25 protein-coding genes and 1 tRNA gene are annotated in these 16,143 nt (G+C 68.1%); 18 read left to right on the forward strand and 8 right to left on the reverse strand.

Annotated features, from left to right (window positions below; translation table 11 throughout):
- Positions 1-267 precede the first annotated feature (267 nt).
- The 3 genes from radC to M2437_RS22225 form a co-directional block, all read right to left on the reverse strand.
- Positions 268-1,014 (reverse strand): RadC family protein, encoded by a 747-nt coding sequence (radC, locus tag M2437_RS22215; RefSeq protein WP_253388710.1) that lies wholly within the window; start codon positions 1,012-1,014, stop codon positions 268-270.
- Positions 1,015-1,028: 14 nt separating this feature from the next.
- Complete coding sequence (gene map, locus M2437_RS22220; protein ID WP_253388711.1) at positions 1,029-1,883, reverse strand: type I methionyl aminopeptidase; 855 nt, start codon at positions 1,881-1,883, stop codon at positions 1,029-1,031.
- A gap of 183 nt (positions 1,884-2,066) precedes the next feature.
- Entirely contained in the window at positions 2,067-2,531 is a 465-nt protein-coding gene (locus M2437_RS22225; protein WP_499007052.1) for a GNAT family N-acetyltransferase, read from the reverse strand.
- 132 nt (positions 2,532-2,663) lie between these two features.
- Between M2437_RS22225 and M2437_RS22230 the strand changes: the two genes are divergently transcribed.
- The 3 genes from M2437_RS22230 to M2437_RS22240 all read left to right on the forward strand — a co-directional run bounded on the left by M2437_RS22230 (position 2,664) and on the right by M2437_RS22240 (position 4,255).
- A complete protein-coding gene (locus M2437_RS22230) occupies positions 2,664-2,930 on the forward strand; it encodes a zinc-finger domain-containing protein (RefSeq protein ID WP_015822688.1) in 267 nt (88 codons plus the stop codon).
- A 16-nt stretch (positions 2,931-2,946) separates the two neighbouring features.
- Positions 2,947-4,134: an FAD-dependent monooxygenase gene (locus tag M2437_RS22235; protein ID WP_253388712.1), complete on the forward strand. Its 1,188-nt coding sequence runs from the start codon at positions 2,947-2,949 to the stop codon at positions 4,132-4,134.
- Between the two features lie 34 nt (positions 4,135-4,168).
- Positions 4,169-4,255: transfer RNA gene (locus tag M2437_RS22240), tRNA-Leu, on the forward strand.
- A gap of 225 nt (positions 4,256-4,480) precedes the next feature.
- Here the strand turns inward: M2437_RS22240 and M2437_RS22245 are convergent.
- Together M2437_RS22245 and M2437_RS22250 are read right to left on the reverse strand one after the other, a co-directional pair.
- Positions 4,481-4,750 (reverse strand): hypothetical protein, encoded by a 270-nt coding sequence (locus M2437_RS22245; protein WP_003597162.1) that lies wholly within the window; start codon positions 4,748-4,750, stop codon positions 4,481-4,483.
- A 269-nt stretch (positions 4,751-5,019) separates the two neighbouring features.
- Positions 5,020-5,277 (reverse strand): hypothetical protein, encoded by a 258-nt coding sequence (locus M2437_RS22250; RefSeq protein ID WP_253388713.1) that lies wholly within the window; start codon positions 5,275-5,277, stop codon positions 5,020-5,022.
- Between the two features lie 283 nt (positions 5,278-5,560).
- On the opposite strand from M2437_RS22250, the gene M2437_RS22255 reads away from it, so the two are divergent.
- The 3 genes from M2437_RS22255 (at position 5,561) to M2437_RS22265 (ending at position 6,705) form a co-directional block, all read left to right on the forward strand.
- Positions 5,561-5,857: a hypothetical protein gene (locus M2437_RS22255; RefSeq protein ID WP_253388714.1), complete on the forward strand. Its 297-nt coding sequence runs from the start codon at positions 5,561-5,563 to the stop codon at positions 5,855-5,857.
- Positions 5,858-5,905: 48 nt separating this feature from the next.
- Positions 5,906-6,034, forward strand: a complete 129-nt coding sequence (locus M2437_RS22260; protein WP_003597156.1) for a hypothetical protein — start codon at positions 5,906-5,908, stop codon at positions 6,032-6,034.
- 230 nt (positions 6,035-6,264) lie between these two features.
- Positions 6,265-6,705 carry a hypothetical protein gene (locus M2437_RS22265; protein WP_253388715.1) on the forward strand — a complete coding sequence of 147 codons (441 nt, stop codon included), beginning with the start codon at positions 6,265-6,267 and terminating at the stop codon, positions 6,703-6,705.
- Between the two features lie 64 nt (positions 6,706-6,769).
- Here the strand turns inward: M2437_RS22265 and M2437_RS22270 are convergent, their stop codons facing one another.
- From M2437_RS22270 to M2437_RS22280, 3 genes are all read right to left on the reverse strand, one after another.
- Entirely contained in the window at positions 6,770-7,840 is a 1,071-nt protein-coding gene (locus M2437_RS22270) for a phosphatase PAP2 family protein (RefSeq protein ID WP_253388716.1), read from the reverse strand.
- 90 nt (positions 7,841-7,930) lie between these two features.
- Positions 7,931-9,178, reverse strand: a complete 1,248-nt coding sequence (locus M2437_RS22275; protein WP_253388717.1) for a GGDEF domain-containing protein — start codon at positions 9,176-9,178, stop codon at positions 7,931-7,933.
- 113 nt (positions 9,179-9,291) lie between these two features.
- Positions 9,292-9,672 carry a hypothetical protein gene (locus M2437_RS22280; protein ID WP_253388718.1) on the reverse strand — a complete coding sequence of 127 codons (381 nt, stop codon included), beginning with the start codon at positions 9,670-9,672 and terminating at the stop codon, positions 9,292-9,294.
- Between the two features lie 602 nt (positions 9,673-10,274).
- On the opposite strand from M2437_RS22280, the gene M2437_RS22285 reads away from it, so the two are divergent.
- From M2437_RS22285 to rplO, 12 genes are all read left to right on the forward strand, one after another.
- Positions 10,275-10,808 carry a thermonuclease family protein gene (locus tag M2437_RS22285; RefSeq protein ID WP_253388719.1) on the forward strand — a complete coding sequence of 178 codons (534 nt, stop codon included), beginning with the start codon at positions 10,275-10,277 and terminating at the stop codon, positions 10,806-10,808.
- A 308-nt stretch (positions 10,809-11,116) separates the two neighbouring features.
- Positions 11,117-11,398, forward strand: coding sequence for a hypothetical protein (locus M2437_RS22290; protein WP_082289311.1), 282 nt, complete (start codon positions 11,117-11,119; stop codon positions 11,396-11,398).
- Between the two features lie 353 nt (positions 11,399-11,751).
- Complete coding sequence (gene rplN, locus M2437_RS22295; RefSeq protein WP_012253654.1) at positions 11,752-12,120, forward strand: 50S ribosomal protein L14; 369 nt, start codon at positions 11,752-11,754, stop codon at positions 12,118-12,120.
- On the forward strand, positions 12,120-12,434 hold the full coding sequence (gene rplX / locus M2437_RS22300) for a 50S ribosomal protein L24 (RefSeq protein WP_003597143.1): 315 nt from the start codon (positions 12,120-12,122) through the stop codon (positions 12,432-12,434). Before rplN ends, rplX begins: the two co-directional genes overlap by 1 nt.
- Complete coding sequence (gene rplE / locus M2437_RS22305; RefSeq protein ID WP_003597142.1) at positions 12,427-12,993, forward strand: 50S ribosomal protein L5; 567 nt, start codon at positions 12,427-12,429, stop codon at positions 12,991-12,993. Before rplX ends, rplE begins: the two co-directional genes overlap by 8 nt.
- Positions 12,994-13,034: 41 nt before the next feature.
- Complete coding sequence (gene rpsN, locus M2437_RS22310) at positions 13,035-13,340, forward strand: 30S ribosomal protein S14 (protein ID WP_003597141.1); 306 nt, start codon at positions 13,035-13,037, stop codon at positions 13,338-13,340.
- A gap of 12 nt (positions 13,341-13,352) precedes the next feature.
- Entirely contained in the window at positions 13,353-13,748 is a 396-nt protein-coding gene (rpsH, locus tag M2437_RS22315) for a 30S ribosomal protein S8 (protein WP_003597138.1), read from the forward strand.
- Positions 13,749-13,764: 16 nt separating this feature from the next.
- Positions 13,765-14,298, forward strand: a complete 534-nt coding sequence (rplF, locus tag M2437_RS22320) for a 50S ribosomal protein L6 (RefSeq protein WP_012253653.1) — start codon at positions 13,765-13,767, stop codon at positions 14,296-14,298.
- A gap of 11 nt (positions 14,299-14,309) precedes the next feature.
- Positions 14,310-14,672 (forward strand): 50S ribosomal protein L18, encoded by a 363-nt coding sequence (gene rplR, locus M2437_RS22325; RefSeq protein WP_003597133.1) that lies wholly within the window; start codon positions 14,310-14,312, stop codon positions 14,670-14,672.
- 90 nt (positions 14,673-14,762) lie between these two features.
- Positions 14,763-15,341, forward strand: a complete 579-nt coding sequence (rpsE, locus tag M2437_RS22330) for a 30S ribosomal protein S5 (RefSeq protein ID WP_012253652.1) — start codon at positions 14,763-14,765, stop codon at positions 15,339-15,341.
- 11 nt (positions 15,342-15,352) lie between these two features.
- Entirely contained in the window at positions 15,353-15,547 is a 195-nt protein-coding gene (gene rpmD / locus M2437_RS22335; protein WP_056247438.1) for a 50S ribosomal protein L30, read from the forward strand.
- A 13-nt stretch (positions 15,548-15,560) separates the two neighbouring features.
- Positions 15,561-16,070 carry a 50S ribosomal protein L15 gene (rplO, locus tag M2437_RS22340; protein WP_012253650.1) on the forward strand — a complete coding sequence of 170 codons (510 nt, stop codon included), beginning with the start codon at positions 15,561-15,563 and terminating at the stop codon, positions 16,068-16,070.
- The last annotated feature ends 73 nt before the right edge of the window (positions 16,071-16,143 follow it).

Here is a 16,143-nt window from a genome sequence, read left to right on the forward strand (position 1 = left end):
CACCCGGAAGGTTTCCTGCCAGTCCTGAAACCGTCTCCACCCCGGCTGCCGCGGCACGAGGCGCCGCGGGCAGGAGATCGCCACAAGCCCTCATCGATGCGAGCGACACGGGACGACCCTCCGGTCGATGTAGCGGACGCCCCGCGCAAGCCTATCCCTGGGAGCGACGCTCCGCTGCAAGTTTGCGCAACCTGTCAGCGAAATGTCTCCTGACACACCCGGCCCTGCGGGTCCCGGCCGGCGTGGACGCCCGGAGGGCCGGACGCATCAGATCAGCTTGAGCCCTTTCAGGCTCGCATGTCCGTCACGGCCGAGGATGACGTGGTCGTGCACCACGATGCCGAGGGGATCGAGCACCGAGACGATCTCCCGCGTCATGCGGATGTCGGCCTTCGAGGGGGCCGGGTCGCCGGACGGGTGGTTGTGGGCGAGAATGATCGCGGTGGAGGCGAGTTCGAGCGCGCGTCTGGCCACCTCGCGGGGATAGACCGGCGTGTGATCGACGGTGCCGCGGCCCTGCACCTCGTCGGCGATCAGGTGGTTGCGCCGGTCGAGGAACAGCACGCGGAACTCTTCGCGGCCCGAAAAGGCCATGGTGGCGCGAAGATACTCGATCAGGGCGCTCCACGAAGACAGCAGCGGACGCGCGGTGATGGCGCCGCGGGCCAGCCGTCGGCCGGCGGCCTCGACGAGCTTCAGGTCGGCGGCGACGCCGGCACTGACGCCCTCCACCTCCATGAGCCGGGCGGGCTCGGCGCTGACGACCTCGGCGAAGGAGCCGAACCGATGGATCAGCGCCTTGGCGAGCGGCTTCACGTCCCGCCGTGGAATCGACCGGAACAGGGTGAGTTCGAGCAGTTCGTAATCGGCCAGCGCCTCGGCGCCGGCTTGCGCGAAGCGGGCGCGCAGGCGCTCGCGGTGGCCGTGATAGTGCGGCGTCTCCTCGGCGGGCGCGGGAGCGGCCGCCTCGGCAAGGCCCGGCAGAGCGGGCGGTTCGGCCGTCCGGCGGGCCATCTCCCGGCGGGCCGTCAGTCGGCCTGCGTGCCGTGCGGTTCGAGACCATGCGGCTTGGGCTGATCGAGGCCCTTGGGCGAGAGCGTGAAGATCTCGTAGCCGTCTTCCGTCACCGCCACGGTGTGCTCGAACTGCGCCGAGAGCGAGCGGTCGCGGGTCACGGCGGTCCAGCCGTCGGAGAGCACCTTCACCGCGGGCCGGCCGAGATTGATCATCGGCTCGATGGTGAAGAACTGGCCGGCTTTGAGCGGGACGTCGTAGCTCGCCTCGACGTAGTGCAGGATGGTCGGCGCGTCGTGGTAGACGCGGCCGAGCCCGTGGCCGCAGAAATCGCGCACCACCGAGCAGCGCTCGGATTCCGCATAAGTTTGAATCGCCCGGCCGATATCGTTGGTGGAGCCGCCGGGCTTCACCGCGCGAATGCCGCGCATCAGCGCCTCGTAGGTGATCTCGCACAGGCGCTGCGCCTTGCGCGGCACCTCGCCGATATAGGCCATGCGGCTCGAATCCCCGTGCCAGCCGTCGAGGATCAGGCAGCAATCGAGGTTGACGATGTCGCCGTCGCGCAGGGGCTTGTCGTTGGGAATGCCGTGGCAGACGACGTGGTTGATCGAGGTGCAGATCGACTTGCGATAGCCGCGGTAGAACAGCGAGGCCGGATAGGCGCCGTGATCCATCCCGAACTCGAAGGCGAGCTTGTCGAGATATTCCGTGGTTACGCCGGGCTGGGCGGCCTCGACCAAGAGATCCAGCGCCTCGGCGGTTAGGCGGCCGGCGCGGCGCATGCCCTCGAACCCCTCCGGTCCGTGGATCGGCGGCTCCGGGGCGCGGCGCCCGCCTTCGGCGACGGCTTGCTCTTCACGGCTCATGGGGATCGGGCGCTTAGCGAGGGACGTTCGAGGCGGACGCCCTCGTCTTACGCCGCCCCAGGGCCGGCGCCAACCCGAGCGCGCCCGCGCATAAATGCCTTTGGCGCTGTTTCATGGGACCGACCGCACCTCGATACGTCACGGATCGAACCGGCGGGGCGACCAGCCGGGCGTCGAAGCAAATCAATGCGTTCTCACCGGACGATGCGCTTCGTCATCGGCACAAAGCCCTCGGCTTGTCCGAGGAGGACCGGCGCATCCCTCGTCAGTCGTGTCCATCCCGTTGACGAATAGAAACCCTTCGGCATCCGACGCCGCGCTGACGAACAGCCTACCGAGGCCAAGCGCTCGCGCGTAATCCGCCACCATCGCGTCGAGCACCCGACCATGCCCGTTCCTGCGAAGGGCGGCGGTGATGGCGACGAGTCTGACGATCCCTGTCCCGTTCCCGAGGTCGTCGAGGCGCGTGGTGCCGATGCCCGCTTCATCCCGCTTCAAGAGCAGGGCGTGATGGTTCGGGAAAAGCTCCTCAGGCCGGGCATCGTCATAACCAAGACGGCCCCTTTCCTCCCACAACGAGGAACGACGAATGGCATGGTAGACCTGCCGATCGGACGGTTCGGCGACGCGAACAAGAGAATAGCGCATCGGGTCAGCATCTCCCGCGTAAGGCCACTTCCTCGCATTCGCGGGTCTTCAGACCATCGGCAGATCGAAGCGGGACCCTAGGATTGCCGCCTCGAACGCGCTAGACGGGGACCTCCGTTTCAGGGACGTGCGATGGCTGACAAGGCGGTTCCCCACTTCCACAATCAGGCCGGCGTGACCGTGATCGCGGTGGGCTCGAAGGAGTTCATGTGCATCGGGGCGCTGCCGCCCTTCGATCATCCGCACGTCTTCCTCGACATGGGCAGCGAGACCGAGATCATCTGCCAGTACTGCTCGACCCTGTTCCGCTACGACCCGAAGCTGAAGTCTGGCACGGCGGAGCCGGCCGGGTGCGTGTGGCACGACGAGACGCCCGACAAGACCGCCAAGGCGGCCTGACCGGACCGGGCCGTCCGTGGCGGCGCTCTCCATCGTCATCGTCGGCGCCGGGATCGGCGGCCTCACCGCCGCGCTTTCGCTCGCCGGGGCCGGCCATGCCGTCACGCTGATCGAGCGTCGCACCGGGTTCTCCGAGGTCGGCGCCGGCCTCCAGCTCTCGCCGAACGCCAGCGCGGTGCTGATCGGCCTCGGGCTCGGCGGGGCCCTCCACCGGGCGGGCGACGAGCCGCCGGGCGTCACCGTGCGTGCGCTGACCACCGGCCGCGTCGTCGGCGGCATCCGCTTGGGCGCGAGCATCCGCGAGCGTCACGGCGCACCCTACTACGTCCTGCATCGCGCCGACCTTCAGACGATCCTGCTCGATGCCGTGCGCGGGCGCCCCGGCATCCGCCTCTGCGTCGGGCGCGAGGTCTCGGGTCTCGGCGAGACCGAGGACGGCGTCAGCCTGACGGTGCGCAGCATCGATGGCGACCGCACCGAGACCCTCAACGCCGACCTCGTCATCGGCGCCGACGGCGTGCGCTCGAGCCTGCGACAGCATTTCGACACGCGTCCGCTGCGGCTCCACCGCCAAGCGGCGTGGCGGGCGGTGATCCCGCGCGAGGCGGCGCCCGAGGCGCTTCAGGGCGCCGAAACAGGACTCTGGCTCGGGCACCGGCGCCACGTCGTCCATTACCCGATCAACGGCGGCAAACGGCTCAACGTCGTGGCGATCGTTCCTGAGCGCGAGGGCGACGAGGATTGGGGCCGGATCGGCGATCCGATGGTCCTGCGCGACCATTTTCCCGATGCGGCCCCGCCGCTGACGGAGTTGCTGACCCTTCCCGATAGCTGGATGGTGTGGTCGCTGGTGGACCGGCCGGCGGTGCGGCCGATGGCACGGGGCCGGATCGCGCTTCTGGGCGATGCCGCCCATCCGGTGCTGCCGTTCCTGGCCCAGGGCGCGGCGCTCGCCATCGAGGACGCTGCGGTGCTGGCAGCCAGCCTGTCGGCCCAGGCGAGCGTGCCCGAGGCGCTTTCGGCCTACGCCGCGGCGCGCCAGTCCCGCGTGCGGGCGGTGCAGCGGGCCGCACGCCGCAACGGGCGCTTCTACCATGCCGGCCGGCTGATCAGCTTCGCCCGGGATACGGTGATGCGCCGCGCCGGCCCCGAAGGCATGAGCGCGCGCTACGCCTGGGTCTACGGCTGGCACCCACCCGCTTGATCTGGCCTCACCGGACCGCTACCGCTGCGCCCATGCGGACGTGGCGAAACCGGTAGACGCACGAGACTTAAAATCTTGCGGCCGCAAGGCTGTGCGGGTTCGAGTCCCGCCGTCCGCACCAATTTTTTGGAATTCCAAGTCTTAGTAGAAAGTCTTTCCAGCAAGAGCTTGGCAGACGGGTACTTTTCCCGCGCTTTCCGCATGGGAGAGCGCACCGGCTTCCGAAGGGACTTGAACAGCCGGCCGCCTTCGCGGTCGAAGGCCACCGGAGGCTTTCGAGTACACCGGGTGACCCTTCTTGGAAGAGCCGGGAGCGGTCCTCACCCCCGGCTCTCTTAAGCCTCGGTTACCGGGCCGGACGCTCGCGAACGGTCCGCTCTTCGCGCCGCTCGATGCGCTCCTCACGGCGGGCATCGGGATCGACCCCGAGCACGCCGCCGACGGTGCCGGTCGCGGCCCCGACAGCACCGCCCACAACGCCGCCGACCGGGCCGGCGGCGCGGTTGCCGTCTTCGACGCCGCGTTCGGCGCCGCGAATGGTCCCCTGGGCCTGGGCCGTCGCGGACAGGGCGAGCGGGGAAAGAACGAGGGCAGAGACGAGCAATAGCCGCTTCATCGGGTTGGCTCCTGGAATGGGTGCGCGGGCGGTAAGCCGCGCTTCACAGGATTAACGGCCGAGAGGGGCGATGGTGCCGAAAGCCGGGATCGATCACCACCCTGCGGCTTCTGCAAAGAGGCGCCCTACGGCTTGCGCTTGATGACGTTCTTGGCGCCGGATGCCGTTACCTCGGGGTTCGGGGCGCCCTCGCAGCGCGTCCGCTTCACGATAGGGTCCGCGCCGTTCACTACCAGCCGCGTGGGTCCGGCGAGGACGAGCGGGATGCCTCACCGGGTGGCAGGAGCGGGGTTCGGCTGCGTCGGCTCTCGCGGGGCCAGCTGCGGATTGCCGGAATTCTGAGCCTCGGGAGACGGCGCCGGCTGCTGTTGCGGCGGGCTTCCCGGCTGTCCCTCGTTGAGGGTTTGGTTGGCCTCGGTCTGTAGCTTGTCGGCGGTCTGCTGGGTGATGAGCCCGTAGGAAACGGCGGCGGCGAGCGCCACGGCGATGACCGCGCCGAGCAGGGTTCTCTTGAGCTTGTCCGGCATCAGGGGTGGCCCTTGCATCAGCGCGGCTGTGAGCGCGCTATCTCGGCGAGAGAACAGGGGGCGGGACGATGCGTTCCGGTGATCACGATCGCGGATCGGCACCGGACCCTGACGGACTCAATCGAAGGCCCGGGAGACATTGCACGAGGCCAGGACTTGAAGCGGCTTTGCCGTAAAAGGCAGGGCTTCAGCTAAGTTTTGCGGCGACTCGCGTAGGACTATCTTTATGCTTCCGAAAAGCGCAGGATGATCTCACCATCGGAAGAGCAACCCTCAGGCTCCGATGGCTGAGGGCAACCATGTCCCCGCCTGGATCATACAGGCGGAGATCATGACCAATATCATTCAAATGAGCGAACACGGCGGCGCGTCGTCGTCCTATCGTCTCTATGATGTCGGAAGTACCGGCGCCGAAGGGCCCGGACGCTTTATCCGCGCCAGAACAGACCCCGAAGCGAAGGCTCATGCCTTGGCGCTCCTCAACGATCATCCCATCGAACTTTGGGACAGGGCGCGCTTCATCGCTCGCTACTGGCCGGGAAATCTTCCGATGGCGGTCTCGGTAAAGGTCTTCAACTAGCCGCGATACGCCTTTACTACCGCAAGCGAACCCGAAGGAGCCATCGACATGGCCACCGAGAAGAAACGCGGCAACCGCGAGACGAAGAAGCCGAAGAAGTCGACCGCGAAGGTGATCGCCGCCGCGCCCTCCACCAAGAACCTCGTCTCCGCGGCCGTGAAATCCGCCGGCCGCTGATCGGCCGCAGAGCTTTTCGATCCGCACGCCATATTGCTTCCCCAGTGGGCGAAGGCGTGTGGGCAGGCTGCTCGATACTGGACCCCGGCGATCTAACGCGTTGTTGTCGCCGAGGGCGTAGATGAGCCTCCGCCTCATCCGGTTCGAGCAGCCGCACGATGATGCGCTCTCCACAGCGCTCAGCCGGTCCAGGCTCGACGCGGCCGGTCAAGCCGTGCGAGCCTTGCCCGGTGTCGATCACCAAGCCCGAACTTTCCGCGTTGCTCGCCAGCGCGCACCGCGTTCCGGAGCGTGAGCGCATCGCGGCGTTCCTGCGCGATCCGGCAACGGAGATCATTGACAACCCGTTCTCGGCTACCCGCGCCGCCGCGGCGCGCAACACCTGGGCCGGCCGGAATTTCGACTTCCGCGTCATGGGCGTCGAAGCGGCGGGCCTGTCGGATCTTCTGAGTGCGCTGGCCGAACTTCCGGCCTCCGAACCGCTCGTCGAGGACATCGCCCGCTCCGGTCCGCACACCGCGTCGATCGTGCTGAGTGGGGACCGCAGCCGCGTCGTCGGCGTGGTCCTCTACGGCAAGCCCGGCACCGCGCTCCCACGCTTCGTCGCGCCCCGCCCCCGCCGCCGCGCCGCAGCCTCGACCCAGCTCGACCTGTTCGCCGATGCGGGGTGAAGCGCCGACGCTCCCGCAGCTTCGCTAAAGGCCGGTTCGCCCGCCCGATCTCTGGGCGTAAGCGTCAACCCGTCGTCTGCGGACGCGGCAGCGGCCCCACGCCCTTGTCCGGCAACGCTTTGCGCGAGGCCCCTGCGCCCGCGAGCGAGAACGGCCGCCGGAACCGGTGAGCGGCCACCAGAGCAACCCCCATCAACGTCCCGGCCAGCACGTCCGGCCCGTAATGTCCGCCCGCGCCGAGCGTGGCGACGATGATCGCGCCGTTGAGGAGAAGGGCCAGCGGGCCGATCACCGGCACCGGGGCGAGCGCCCAGGCGGTGAGGACCGCGAGACAGGCGTGGAACGAGGGGAAGGTGACGAGGCCACGGATCTCCGAGAGCGCGATCGTCGATAGCGTTCCGTCGCGCAGAGCCTGCAGCGCGTCGAGATGCCAGAGGGCGCCGACCGTTTCGAGATGCCCCTGCGGATAGGCCTGCGGCTCGTAATAGGCGTAGGGCCCGATTGCGGGAAACAAGGCCGAGACCGCGATGGAGGCGAGCAGCGCCACGCTGAATAGGCGAGCATAGGCCCAGAGGCGCGAGACCCGCGACACCGCGCTTAAAGCGATGACGACGAGCCCGACTTGCGGTCCGCTGGAATGGTAGGCGAGCGCCAGCCACCAGGAGAGATCCGGATGCGCGGCGAGGCCGCCGACCCAGCCGCGCCAATCGAAGCTCATGGCCGCCTCGACCCGCGCCAGGGCGGGGTCGGCGAACGGCATCGCCAGGGTGGCTCCGAGGTAATGCAGCACGGCCGCCGCGGTGGTGAAGGCCGCCAGATAGGCGCTCGACAGGGCCATGGCCCGCAGCTTGGGCTCCGGCTTGACCGCACTGAACAGGAAGGCGAGCCCGAGAAGGACGGTCACCGCACCGAGCACCGCGAACAGGCCGGTCCAGGCGACGCCGATCCCGGCAATCGCGAGCCAGAGGGCGTCGAGGAGAATCAGGCCGCCGACGAGGGCCCAGAGCCGGGGACCGGGCGCCGCGAGGCCCGCACTCAGCCGTCGGAGACCCGGGCCGGCCGATAGGTCGGACGGTGTGTCGGCCCGCGCGTCAGCCTTGCGTGAGCCGGCCCAGCGTTCCTCGTCGAGCAGCATCCGTCGGTCGCTCCTTCCGGCCCGCACCATTCGGCCGCCCCCGGACGAGAAGACGCGGCAGCGCGCGTTTTGTTCGGAAGGTCAGCGACGTCAGGCGGAGGGGAGTGTGGCGCGGACCTCTTCGCCGGCCTGCCGGTTCACGTTCGCGGCGGGCATGAAGCTCTCGACCCGGTTGCGGCCCTCGTTCTTGGCCGCGTAGAGCGCGAAGTCGGCGGCCTTCAACAGGTCGGAGGCCTGGATGCCGAAATCGCGCGTCCGCCCCCGCCCGGCGGTGGTGCCGACGCTCACGGTCACCGGCGTCCCCGCAGGCAGGCCGGGATGGCGGATGGCGAGATCCGTGATGGCCACGCGAATCGCCTCGCCGGCCGACCGCGCGGCGGACGGGTCGGCCTCCGGCAGCAGGGCCACGAACTCCTCGCCGCCGTAGCGCGCGGCCAGACCGCCATGGGCCGCAACGGAGGTCTGCAGCGCCTCCGCCACCGCCACGAGGCACAGGTCCCCCTCCGCGTGCCCGGCGGTGTCGTTCAGGAGCTTGAAGTGATCGAGGTCGATGAGGATGACGCCGAGCCACGCATCCCGCTCGCCGGCGAGGGCCCATGCCGCCTCCAAGCGCTCCGAGAAGTGGCGACGGTTGGACAGGGCCGTGAGCGAGTCGGTTTCGGAGAGCACGGTGAGGCGCGCATTGGCGCGGGCGAGCGCTTCGCCCTGGAGCTTCACCCGCAAGCCGATGAGGAAGGTTTTCCGGGCCTCCCACTCCCGCGAGTAGCAGAGCTTCAGCGGCACCAGGATCAGCCCGGAAACCAGCAGGGGCAGGCCGCTGCGCTCCGCGTTGCACAGGCCGAACCCCAGAACGAGGCCGCCATAGAGCGCGAACGAGGCACCGCAGAACCACAGGCAGTGCCGGAACGGCATCGGCGCGATCAGCCCGACCACCAGCGGAACGATGGTGGCGATGATGATGTAGACGTCGGCATGCGGGGCGGGCGCGAGACGGGCGCTGTTGAGGACGACGACGATATCGACGAGCGCGGTGGCGAGGACGGCAGCGGAGATGCGCACCGTCGTCGGCCGTCCCCGCAGGGACACGATCGCCGCCAGCGCGACCGGGCAGAAGACGCCCAGCGTCATCGCCAGGGGCACGACGAACCCCTCGGGACCGAACACCTCCCGGTCCATGACGAGGGAGAGGACATTGAACAGGGTGAAGATGGCGAGCCAGGACTGCACGTAGCGCCCGCTCTGCCGGGCGGTCTCGGCACGGTACTGCGCTTCGAGCGCGTCCGGAAATTTGAGCCGGTACCAGGGGCGGCTCAGACCGGCTTCGATCGGCTGTAGCATCGATGCGCCAAGTCTAGCCTCTGCTGCGCAAGTGTTAGCGTATCGGAATGCGGTTGCTCAATGATTAATGTCAGCCGGGGCGAGAGGAAGCCGGCTTTGTTCTTTCGGCAATGTCATTCTTTCGGCGATGTCGAGACCGGGTCGCCCGCCGCCCCGTAGCCGCGCCTGGCCGCGGCCCGGTTGACGATCCCGAAGCGGAGGACCGTCTCCTCCAAGTAATCGACCGCCCTGACGAGATGGCGGCGCGCCCGGTCCCACTCGTCCGGCTCGGCATCGCCGGAGGTCTCGGCCAGGGTGACGGAGGCGATCAGAACACGGTCGCGCTCATCCTCGATCCGCCGGTCGCGCTCGACATGGCCCCGCACATCGGCATCGAAGGCTGCGATGACCGCCCAGGGGAAGTCGTCCTTCCGCCCGCTCGCCGGGAAGCCGGCTGCGAACCGCCGGGCCTCAGCCGCCGCCCCGCGCACGAGATCTGCCAAGCTCACCGCCACCGTCCGACCCCTCTTCGCTCCGGGCCGGCGCGACGCCTCAACCCTATCCCGCCAACGTCCGCCGCAGCGATCCCGTTCGCAGGCGAGGATACGGGCGACGTCCCGACGCACGGAGTCTCGAGCGCGCCCTCTCCGTGTGCCGGCATCCGGGCGTACGATGAGGCCATCCTCTACGCTTACGCCCGCCGAACGGTTTGGGGGCATCGCCGCTCGGTGGGCGCAAGCGACCGGCAGGCGAACCGACCGGCGCGGCGAAGGATAGGGCCGGCGCGCCGTTCCGACAGGGGCAGCTGGCGGGAGAGTTGGCCGAGCACATTGGAACGGCTGGTCTTGGTTAAGGGCCCCGAAGGCGGGCCCTGCGGCGACGGGCGCGACACCGGCATGCCACCGCGGCATGCCGCAGGCCACGAAAAGGGCATAAGCCATGCTTTAGGTTGCCTGACAGACGCGCTCCCCTGTCGAAGCCCTTTGGGGCGAGAGGGATCGAGCGGTTTGCTCATCACGTGAACGACAAACACGTGAGCGTTTTCGACAGAGCAATGGCCGACGCCTCCGCAGGGGATGCCTCTCCGGGTCGAGCGTCGGAAACTCATGGTGTTTCGATGAGACGAACGGGATTTCTCGGTCTGAGCGCCATCGTCCTCGCCGCATTCGGCGCCATCGGCGCCGGCCACGCCAGCGAAAGCGTGAGCGGTCAGCCGCGGATCTTGAGCGGCGACACGCTGGTCGTCGGCGGGCGCGTCGTCGGCCTCTACGGCGTGGCGGCGCCCGGCCTCAAACAAACCTGCCTGAACGCCAAGGGCCACGGCTATGCCTGCGGTGCCCACTCGGCCAAGGCGCTGGCTGCCCACCTCAAGGATGCCACCGTCACCTGCCAGATTCGCGAGACCGACAGCTACGGCCGTGCGCTCTCCGTCTGCCATCGTGACAAGGAGGATCTGAGCGCCTGGATGGCGGAAAAGGGCCTTGCCATGGCCGAGCGCAACCGGCGCGCCGCCTATGTCGGCGCCGAGACGGTGGCCTGGGGCAAGCGCCTCGGCCTCTGGGCGGGCTCGTTCGAGGATCCGACCGAACGGCCACGGACGAGCTACCTCAAGGCCAGCACGGTGGCCGACGCTCAGCCCGAGACGCACTGAAAAGCCCCGGTTCAGGCCAAACCCCAAAGCGGACCGGATTTAGCGAGGCGCCAGGACCGATCCAGGCCCGAGCGTGGGCGACAACGGTGTGCATCCGCACGGAACCGGCGGCCGCACGGCCGCCGCACCGCTTGCGACCGGCTCGGTCCGGTGCCACGTAGAAGTCTCCAGGCGCGCGGATGGGGCGGCTGGGGACGTGACGGTGGTGTCGCTCCCTGACACAACCTCCCCGGACTTGTCCGCCGCGCGAAGCTGCGGCCTCAAGCCCGCTGGTTCCGGCGGCCTGCGCCAGGGAGTGATGAGAAGCCATGCGTTGCCCGTTCGCCGTCTCCGCCCTCCTGCTAGCCGGCCTCGCCCTCTCCGGTCCTGTCCTCGCTCAGGATGTGGGTGACACCCGCGTCACCCCGACCGGCCGCACCGTCACCGCGACCGGTCAGACCAAGCCGCCGGCCCCGGGCCAGACGCAGGGCGACATCTCGTCGGTCTCGCAGGAGCAGATGCTCAAGGCCCAGCGCGCCGCACAAGCGCGCGACAAGGCTTGGGACGCGAAGATGAACAAGACGATGGGCTCGATCTGCAAGGGCTGCTGACCGCCCCGGCCCAAGCCTCGGCGGACGGCGAGTAAAGCCTTTCCGATCTCGCTCCAAGGACTCCGGCACCCTGCCGGAAATCCTCTGCGCGACCCTCCCGGCACCAGCCGGCTCGCGCGAATTCACCCGCCTCCAGGCTTGCACAGCGCCCGTGTCCGTAGTATCGGGCACGCCTTCGCGACAGTCCTTGGGGTGCTCGCATCCCTTCGTACGCGGTGACCGCGCCGGCGTTCCAACGCCGATAGCGCGGTCTCTTACATGAGCCGGGGACTTCAAATCCCCATCAGGCGTCGTCCGCCGGGCAATACCGTCCGTGTGCGGAAACCCGCCTGAAACAAGGAAAGGTCACTCCCGTGATCCAGATGCAGACGAATCTGGACGTCGCCGACAATTCGGGTGCGCGCCGCGTGATGTGCATCAAGGTACTCGGCGGGTCGAAGCGCAAATATGCCGGCGTCGGCGACATCATCGTCGTCTCCGTCAAGGAGGCGATCCCGCGCGGCCGCGTGAAGAAGGGCGACGTCATGAAGGCGGTCGTCGTGCGCACCGCCAAGGACGTGAAGCGCGCCGATGGTTCGGTGATCCGCTTCGACAAGAACGCCGCCGTTCTGATCAACAATCAGAAGGAGCCGGTCGGCACCCGTATCTTCGGACCGGTGCCGCGTGAGCTGCGCGCGCGCAACCACATGAAGATCATCTCGCTCGCTCCTGAGGTGCTGTGATGGCCGCCAAGATCAAGAAGGGCGACACGGTCGTCGTTCTCACCGGTCGCGACGCGGGTCGCTCCGGCGAGGTCATCCAGGTCATGCCGAAGGAGGACAAGGCCTTCGTTCGTGGCGTCAACCTGGTGAAGAAGCACCAGCGCCAGACCCAGAACCAGGAAGGCGGCATCATCTCCAAGGAAGCTGCCATCCAACTGTCCAACATCGCGGTGGCCGACGCCAACGGCAAGCCGACCCGTGTTGGGTTCCGCATCCTCGACGACGGGCGCAAGGTCCGGTTCGCCAAGACCACGGGGGATCAGATCGATGGCTGAGGCCGACAAGAACGCCTACATCCCGCGTCTGCGCAAGCACTACGACGAGGTTGTCCGGCAGAAGCTGATCGAGCAGTTCGGGTACGCGAACCCGATGCAGGTCCCGCAGATCGAGAAGATCGTCATCAACATGGGCGTCGGCGAGTCCACCGCGGATTCGAAGAAGGCCACCGTTGCGGCGGGCGACCTCGCGCTCATCGCTGGCCAGAAGCCGGTCATCACCCGCGCTCGCAAGGCGATCGCGACTTTCAAGGTCCGCGAAGGCATGCCGATCGGCTGCAAGGTGACCCTGCGCAAGGCTCGCATGTACGAGTTCATGGACCGTCTCGTCACGATCGCGCTGCCGCGCGTCCGCGACTTCCGCGGCCTGAACCCGCGTTCCTTCGACGGCCGTGGCAACTACGCCATGGGCCTCAAGGAGCACCTCGTGTTCCCGGAAATCTCCTACGACAAGGCGGAGCAGACCTGGGGCATGGACATCGTCGTCCAGACGAGCGCCACCACGGACGAAGAGGCCAAGGCTCTCCTCGCCCATTTCAAGTTCCCGTTCCGGCAGTAAGCGGCGGCAACGTCGCTTAGACGCGGACACTGGAGAAAGACATGGCTAAGAAAAGCTCAGTCGAGAAGAACAACCACCGCAAGGATCTGGTGAAGCGCTTCGCCGAGAAGCGCAAAGCCCTCCTCGCCATCGCCAACGACGAGTCCCGTGAGATGGAGGAGCGCTTCGAGGCGCGCCTGAAGCTCGCGGAACTGCCGCGCAACTCGTCGGCCACCCGCATCCGCAACCGGTGCGAGATGACCGGCCGTCCGCGGGCCTACTACCGCAAGCTCGGCATCTCACGCGTGGCTCTGCGCGAGCTCGGCAACCGGGGTCTCATCCCCGGCCTCGTGAAGTCCAGCTGGTAAGGGGAGGCATCCATGGTGAACGATCCCGTGGGTGATATGCTCACCCGCATCCGCAACGGTCAAAGCCGTCGCCGCAACGTCGTCCAGACCCCCGGCTCGCGCCTGCGCGCCTCGGTTCTCGACGTGCTGAAGTCCGAGGGCTACATCCGCGACTACGCGGTGCAGGACCTCGGCAACGGCCGCACCGAGTTCCAGATCGAACTCAAGTACTACGACGGTCGCCCGGTCATTCGGGAGATCAAGCGGGTGTCGAAGCCCGGCCGCCGTGTCTACTCGTCGGTTGGCGAGTTGCCGCGCGTCGCCGACGGCCTCGGCGTCACCATCATCTCGACCCCGCAGGGCGTCATGGCCGATCACGTTGCGCGCGAGCGCAACGTCGGCGGTGAAGTGCTCTGCAAGGTGTTCTGATCCGGAGGACAGCGACATGTCTCGCGTAGGCAAGAAGCCCGTCCCCGTCCCGTCTGGCGTCACCGCCACGGTCACGGGTCAGACGGTGAAGGTGAAGGGCTCGAAGGGCGAACTCCAGTTCGTCGTCCCGTCCCAGGTGGTCGTCGAGTTCAAGGACGGCGCCGTCTCGGTGCAGCCCAAGGACCAGTCGAAGCAGGCCCGCTCCCTGTGGGGCACCTCGCGCGCCCAGGTGGCGAACCTCGTCGAGGGCGTCTCCAAGGGCTTCGAGAAGAAGCTGGAGATCACGGGCGTCGGCTACCGCGCCGCGATGGCCGGCAAGGCGCTCAAGCTCTCGCTCGGCTACAGCCACGACATCGAATACGAGATCCCGGCTGGCATCACGATCGTGACGCCCAAGCCCACGGAGATCGTGGTGTCGGGCATTGATCGACAGCGCGTCGGTCAGGTCGCGGCGGAGATTCGCGAGTATCGCGGTCCCGAGCCCTATAAGGGCAAGGGCGTGAAATACGCTGGCGAATTCATCTTCCGTAAGGAAGGCAAGAAGAAGTAAGGGGGGCGATCATGTCGAACAAGAACGAAGCCCTCCTGCGTCGCAAGGCGCGGGTCCGTCGGGCCCTCAGAGCTGCCGCCAACGGCCGTCCGCGGTTGTCGGTGTTCCGCTCGTCCAAGCAGATCTACGTCCAGGTCATCGACGACGCCGCGGGCCGCACGCTCGCCGCCGCGTCGAGCCTCGACAAGGATCTCAAGTCCAGCCTCAAGACCGGTGCCGACAAGGCAGCGGCCGAGGCGGTCGGCAAGCTCGTCGCCGAGCGGGCCAAGGCTGCGGGCGTCACCAAGGTCGTCTTCGACCGCTCGGGCTACATCTTCCACGGTCGCGTCAAGGCTCTCGCCGACGCCGCCCGTGAGGGTGGCCTGGACTTCTAAGACGCCGCGTTCCCTCCCCCTCGTGGGGAGGGGACCCATCGAGCGAGCGGGTCGTTCCGATCCGCGTCAGTGAGATAACAGGAATCAGATATGGCACGTGAACGCGAGGGTCGTCGCCGCGACGACCGCGAGGAGCGCGACAGCGAGTTCGTGGACAAGCTCGTCCACATCAACCGTGTCGCCAAGGTGGTGAAGGGTGGCCGTCGCTTCGGCTTCGCGGCGCTCGTCGTCGTCGGCGACCAGAAGGGCCGCGTCGGCTTCGGCCACGGCAAGGCCCGTGAGGTGCCGGAGGCGATCCGCAAGGCAACCGAGGCCGCCAAGCGCGGTCTGATCCGGGTGTCGCTGCGCGAAGGCCGCACCCTGCACCACGACGTCAACGGTCGCCACGGCGCCGGCAAGGTGATTCTCCGCGCTGCGCCGCAGGGCACGGGCATCATCGCCGGCGGCCCGATGCGCGCCGTGTTCGAGACGCTCGGCATGCAGGACGTCGTCGCCAAGTCGCTCGGCTCGTCCAACCCCTACAACCTCGTGCGCGCCACCTTCGACGCGCTCAAGAACGAGGACAGCCCGCGCTCGGTCGCGGCCCGTCGCGGACTCAAGGTGTCGGCCCTCCAGGCCCGACGCCGTGACGCCGACCCGGCCGACACCTCCGAAGCGGCCGTCGCGTAAGGGAGGGCAGCATGGCAACCAAGACTGTCCGCGTCGAGCAGATCGGCTCGCCGATCCGCCGCGAGGCCTCCCAGCGTGCGACGCTGGTCGGCCTCAAGCTGAACAAGCTGCACCGCGTTTCCGAGTTGGAGGACACTCCCTCGGTCCGCGGAATGATCCGCAAGGTCGCGCACCTCGTGCGCGTCCTCGACGACGCCGCGGCGTGAGGAGGGCTCCACCATGAAGCTCAACGAGATCCGCGATAACGAAGGGGCCACCAAGGCCCGCATGCGCGTCGGCCGGGGCATCGGCTCCGGCAAGGGCAAGACCGGTGGTCGCGGCGTGAAGGGTCAGAAGGCCCGGAGCGGCGTGTCCATCAAGGGCTTCGAGGGCGGTCAGATGCCGCTGCATCGTCGCCTGCCCAAGCGCGGCTTCAACAACATCCACGCCCATGACCTGAACGAGGTGAATCTCGGCCGGGTGCAGCAGGCGGTGGATGCCGGCAAGCTCGACGCGAACGCCGCCGTCACGGTCGAAGCGCTGGTCAAGGCCGGGATCATCTCCCGTGCCCGCGACGGCGTGAAGCTGCTCGGTGTCGGCGAGCTGACCTCGAAGCTCAGCTTCGAAGTGACCCGCGCCTCCAAGTCGGCCATCGAGGCCGTCGAGAAGGCTGGCGGTTCGGTGACCACGACCTTCGCTGCCGGCGTCGCTCATCGCGGCGCGGCGGAAGGCGCGGTTGCGTCGGCCTGACACCACGATTAAGTCGAACGCCGAAGCGGCGGCCCGTGCTCGCACGCGGCCGCCGCTTTCGCTTTCAGGGACC

The sequence above is a fragment of the Methylorubrum pseudosasae genome (assembly GCF_029504475.1).
Lineage (GTDB): Bacteria > Pseudomonadota > Alphaproteobacteria > Rhizobiales > Beijerinckiaceae > Methylobacterium > Methylobacterium extorquens.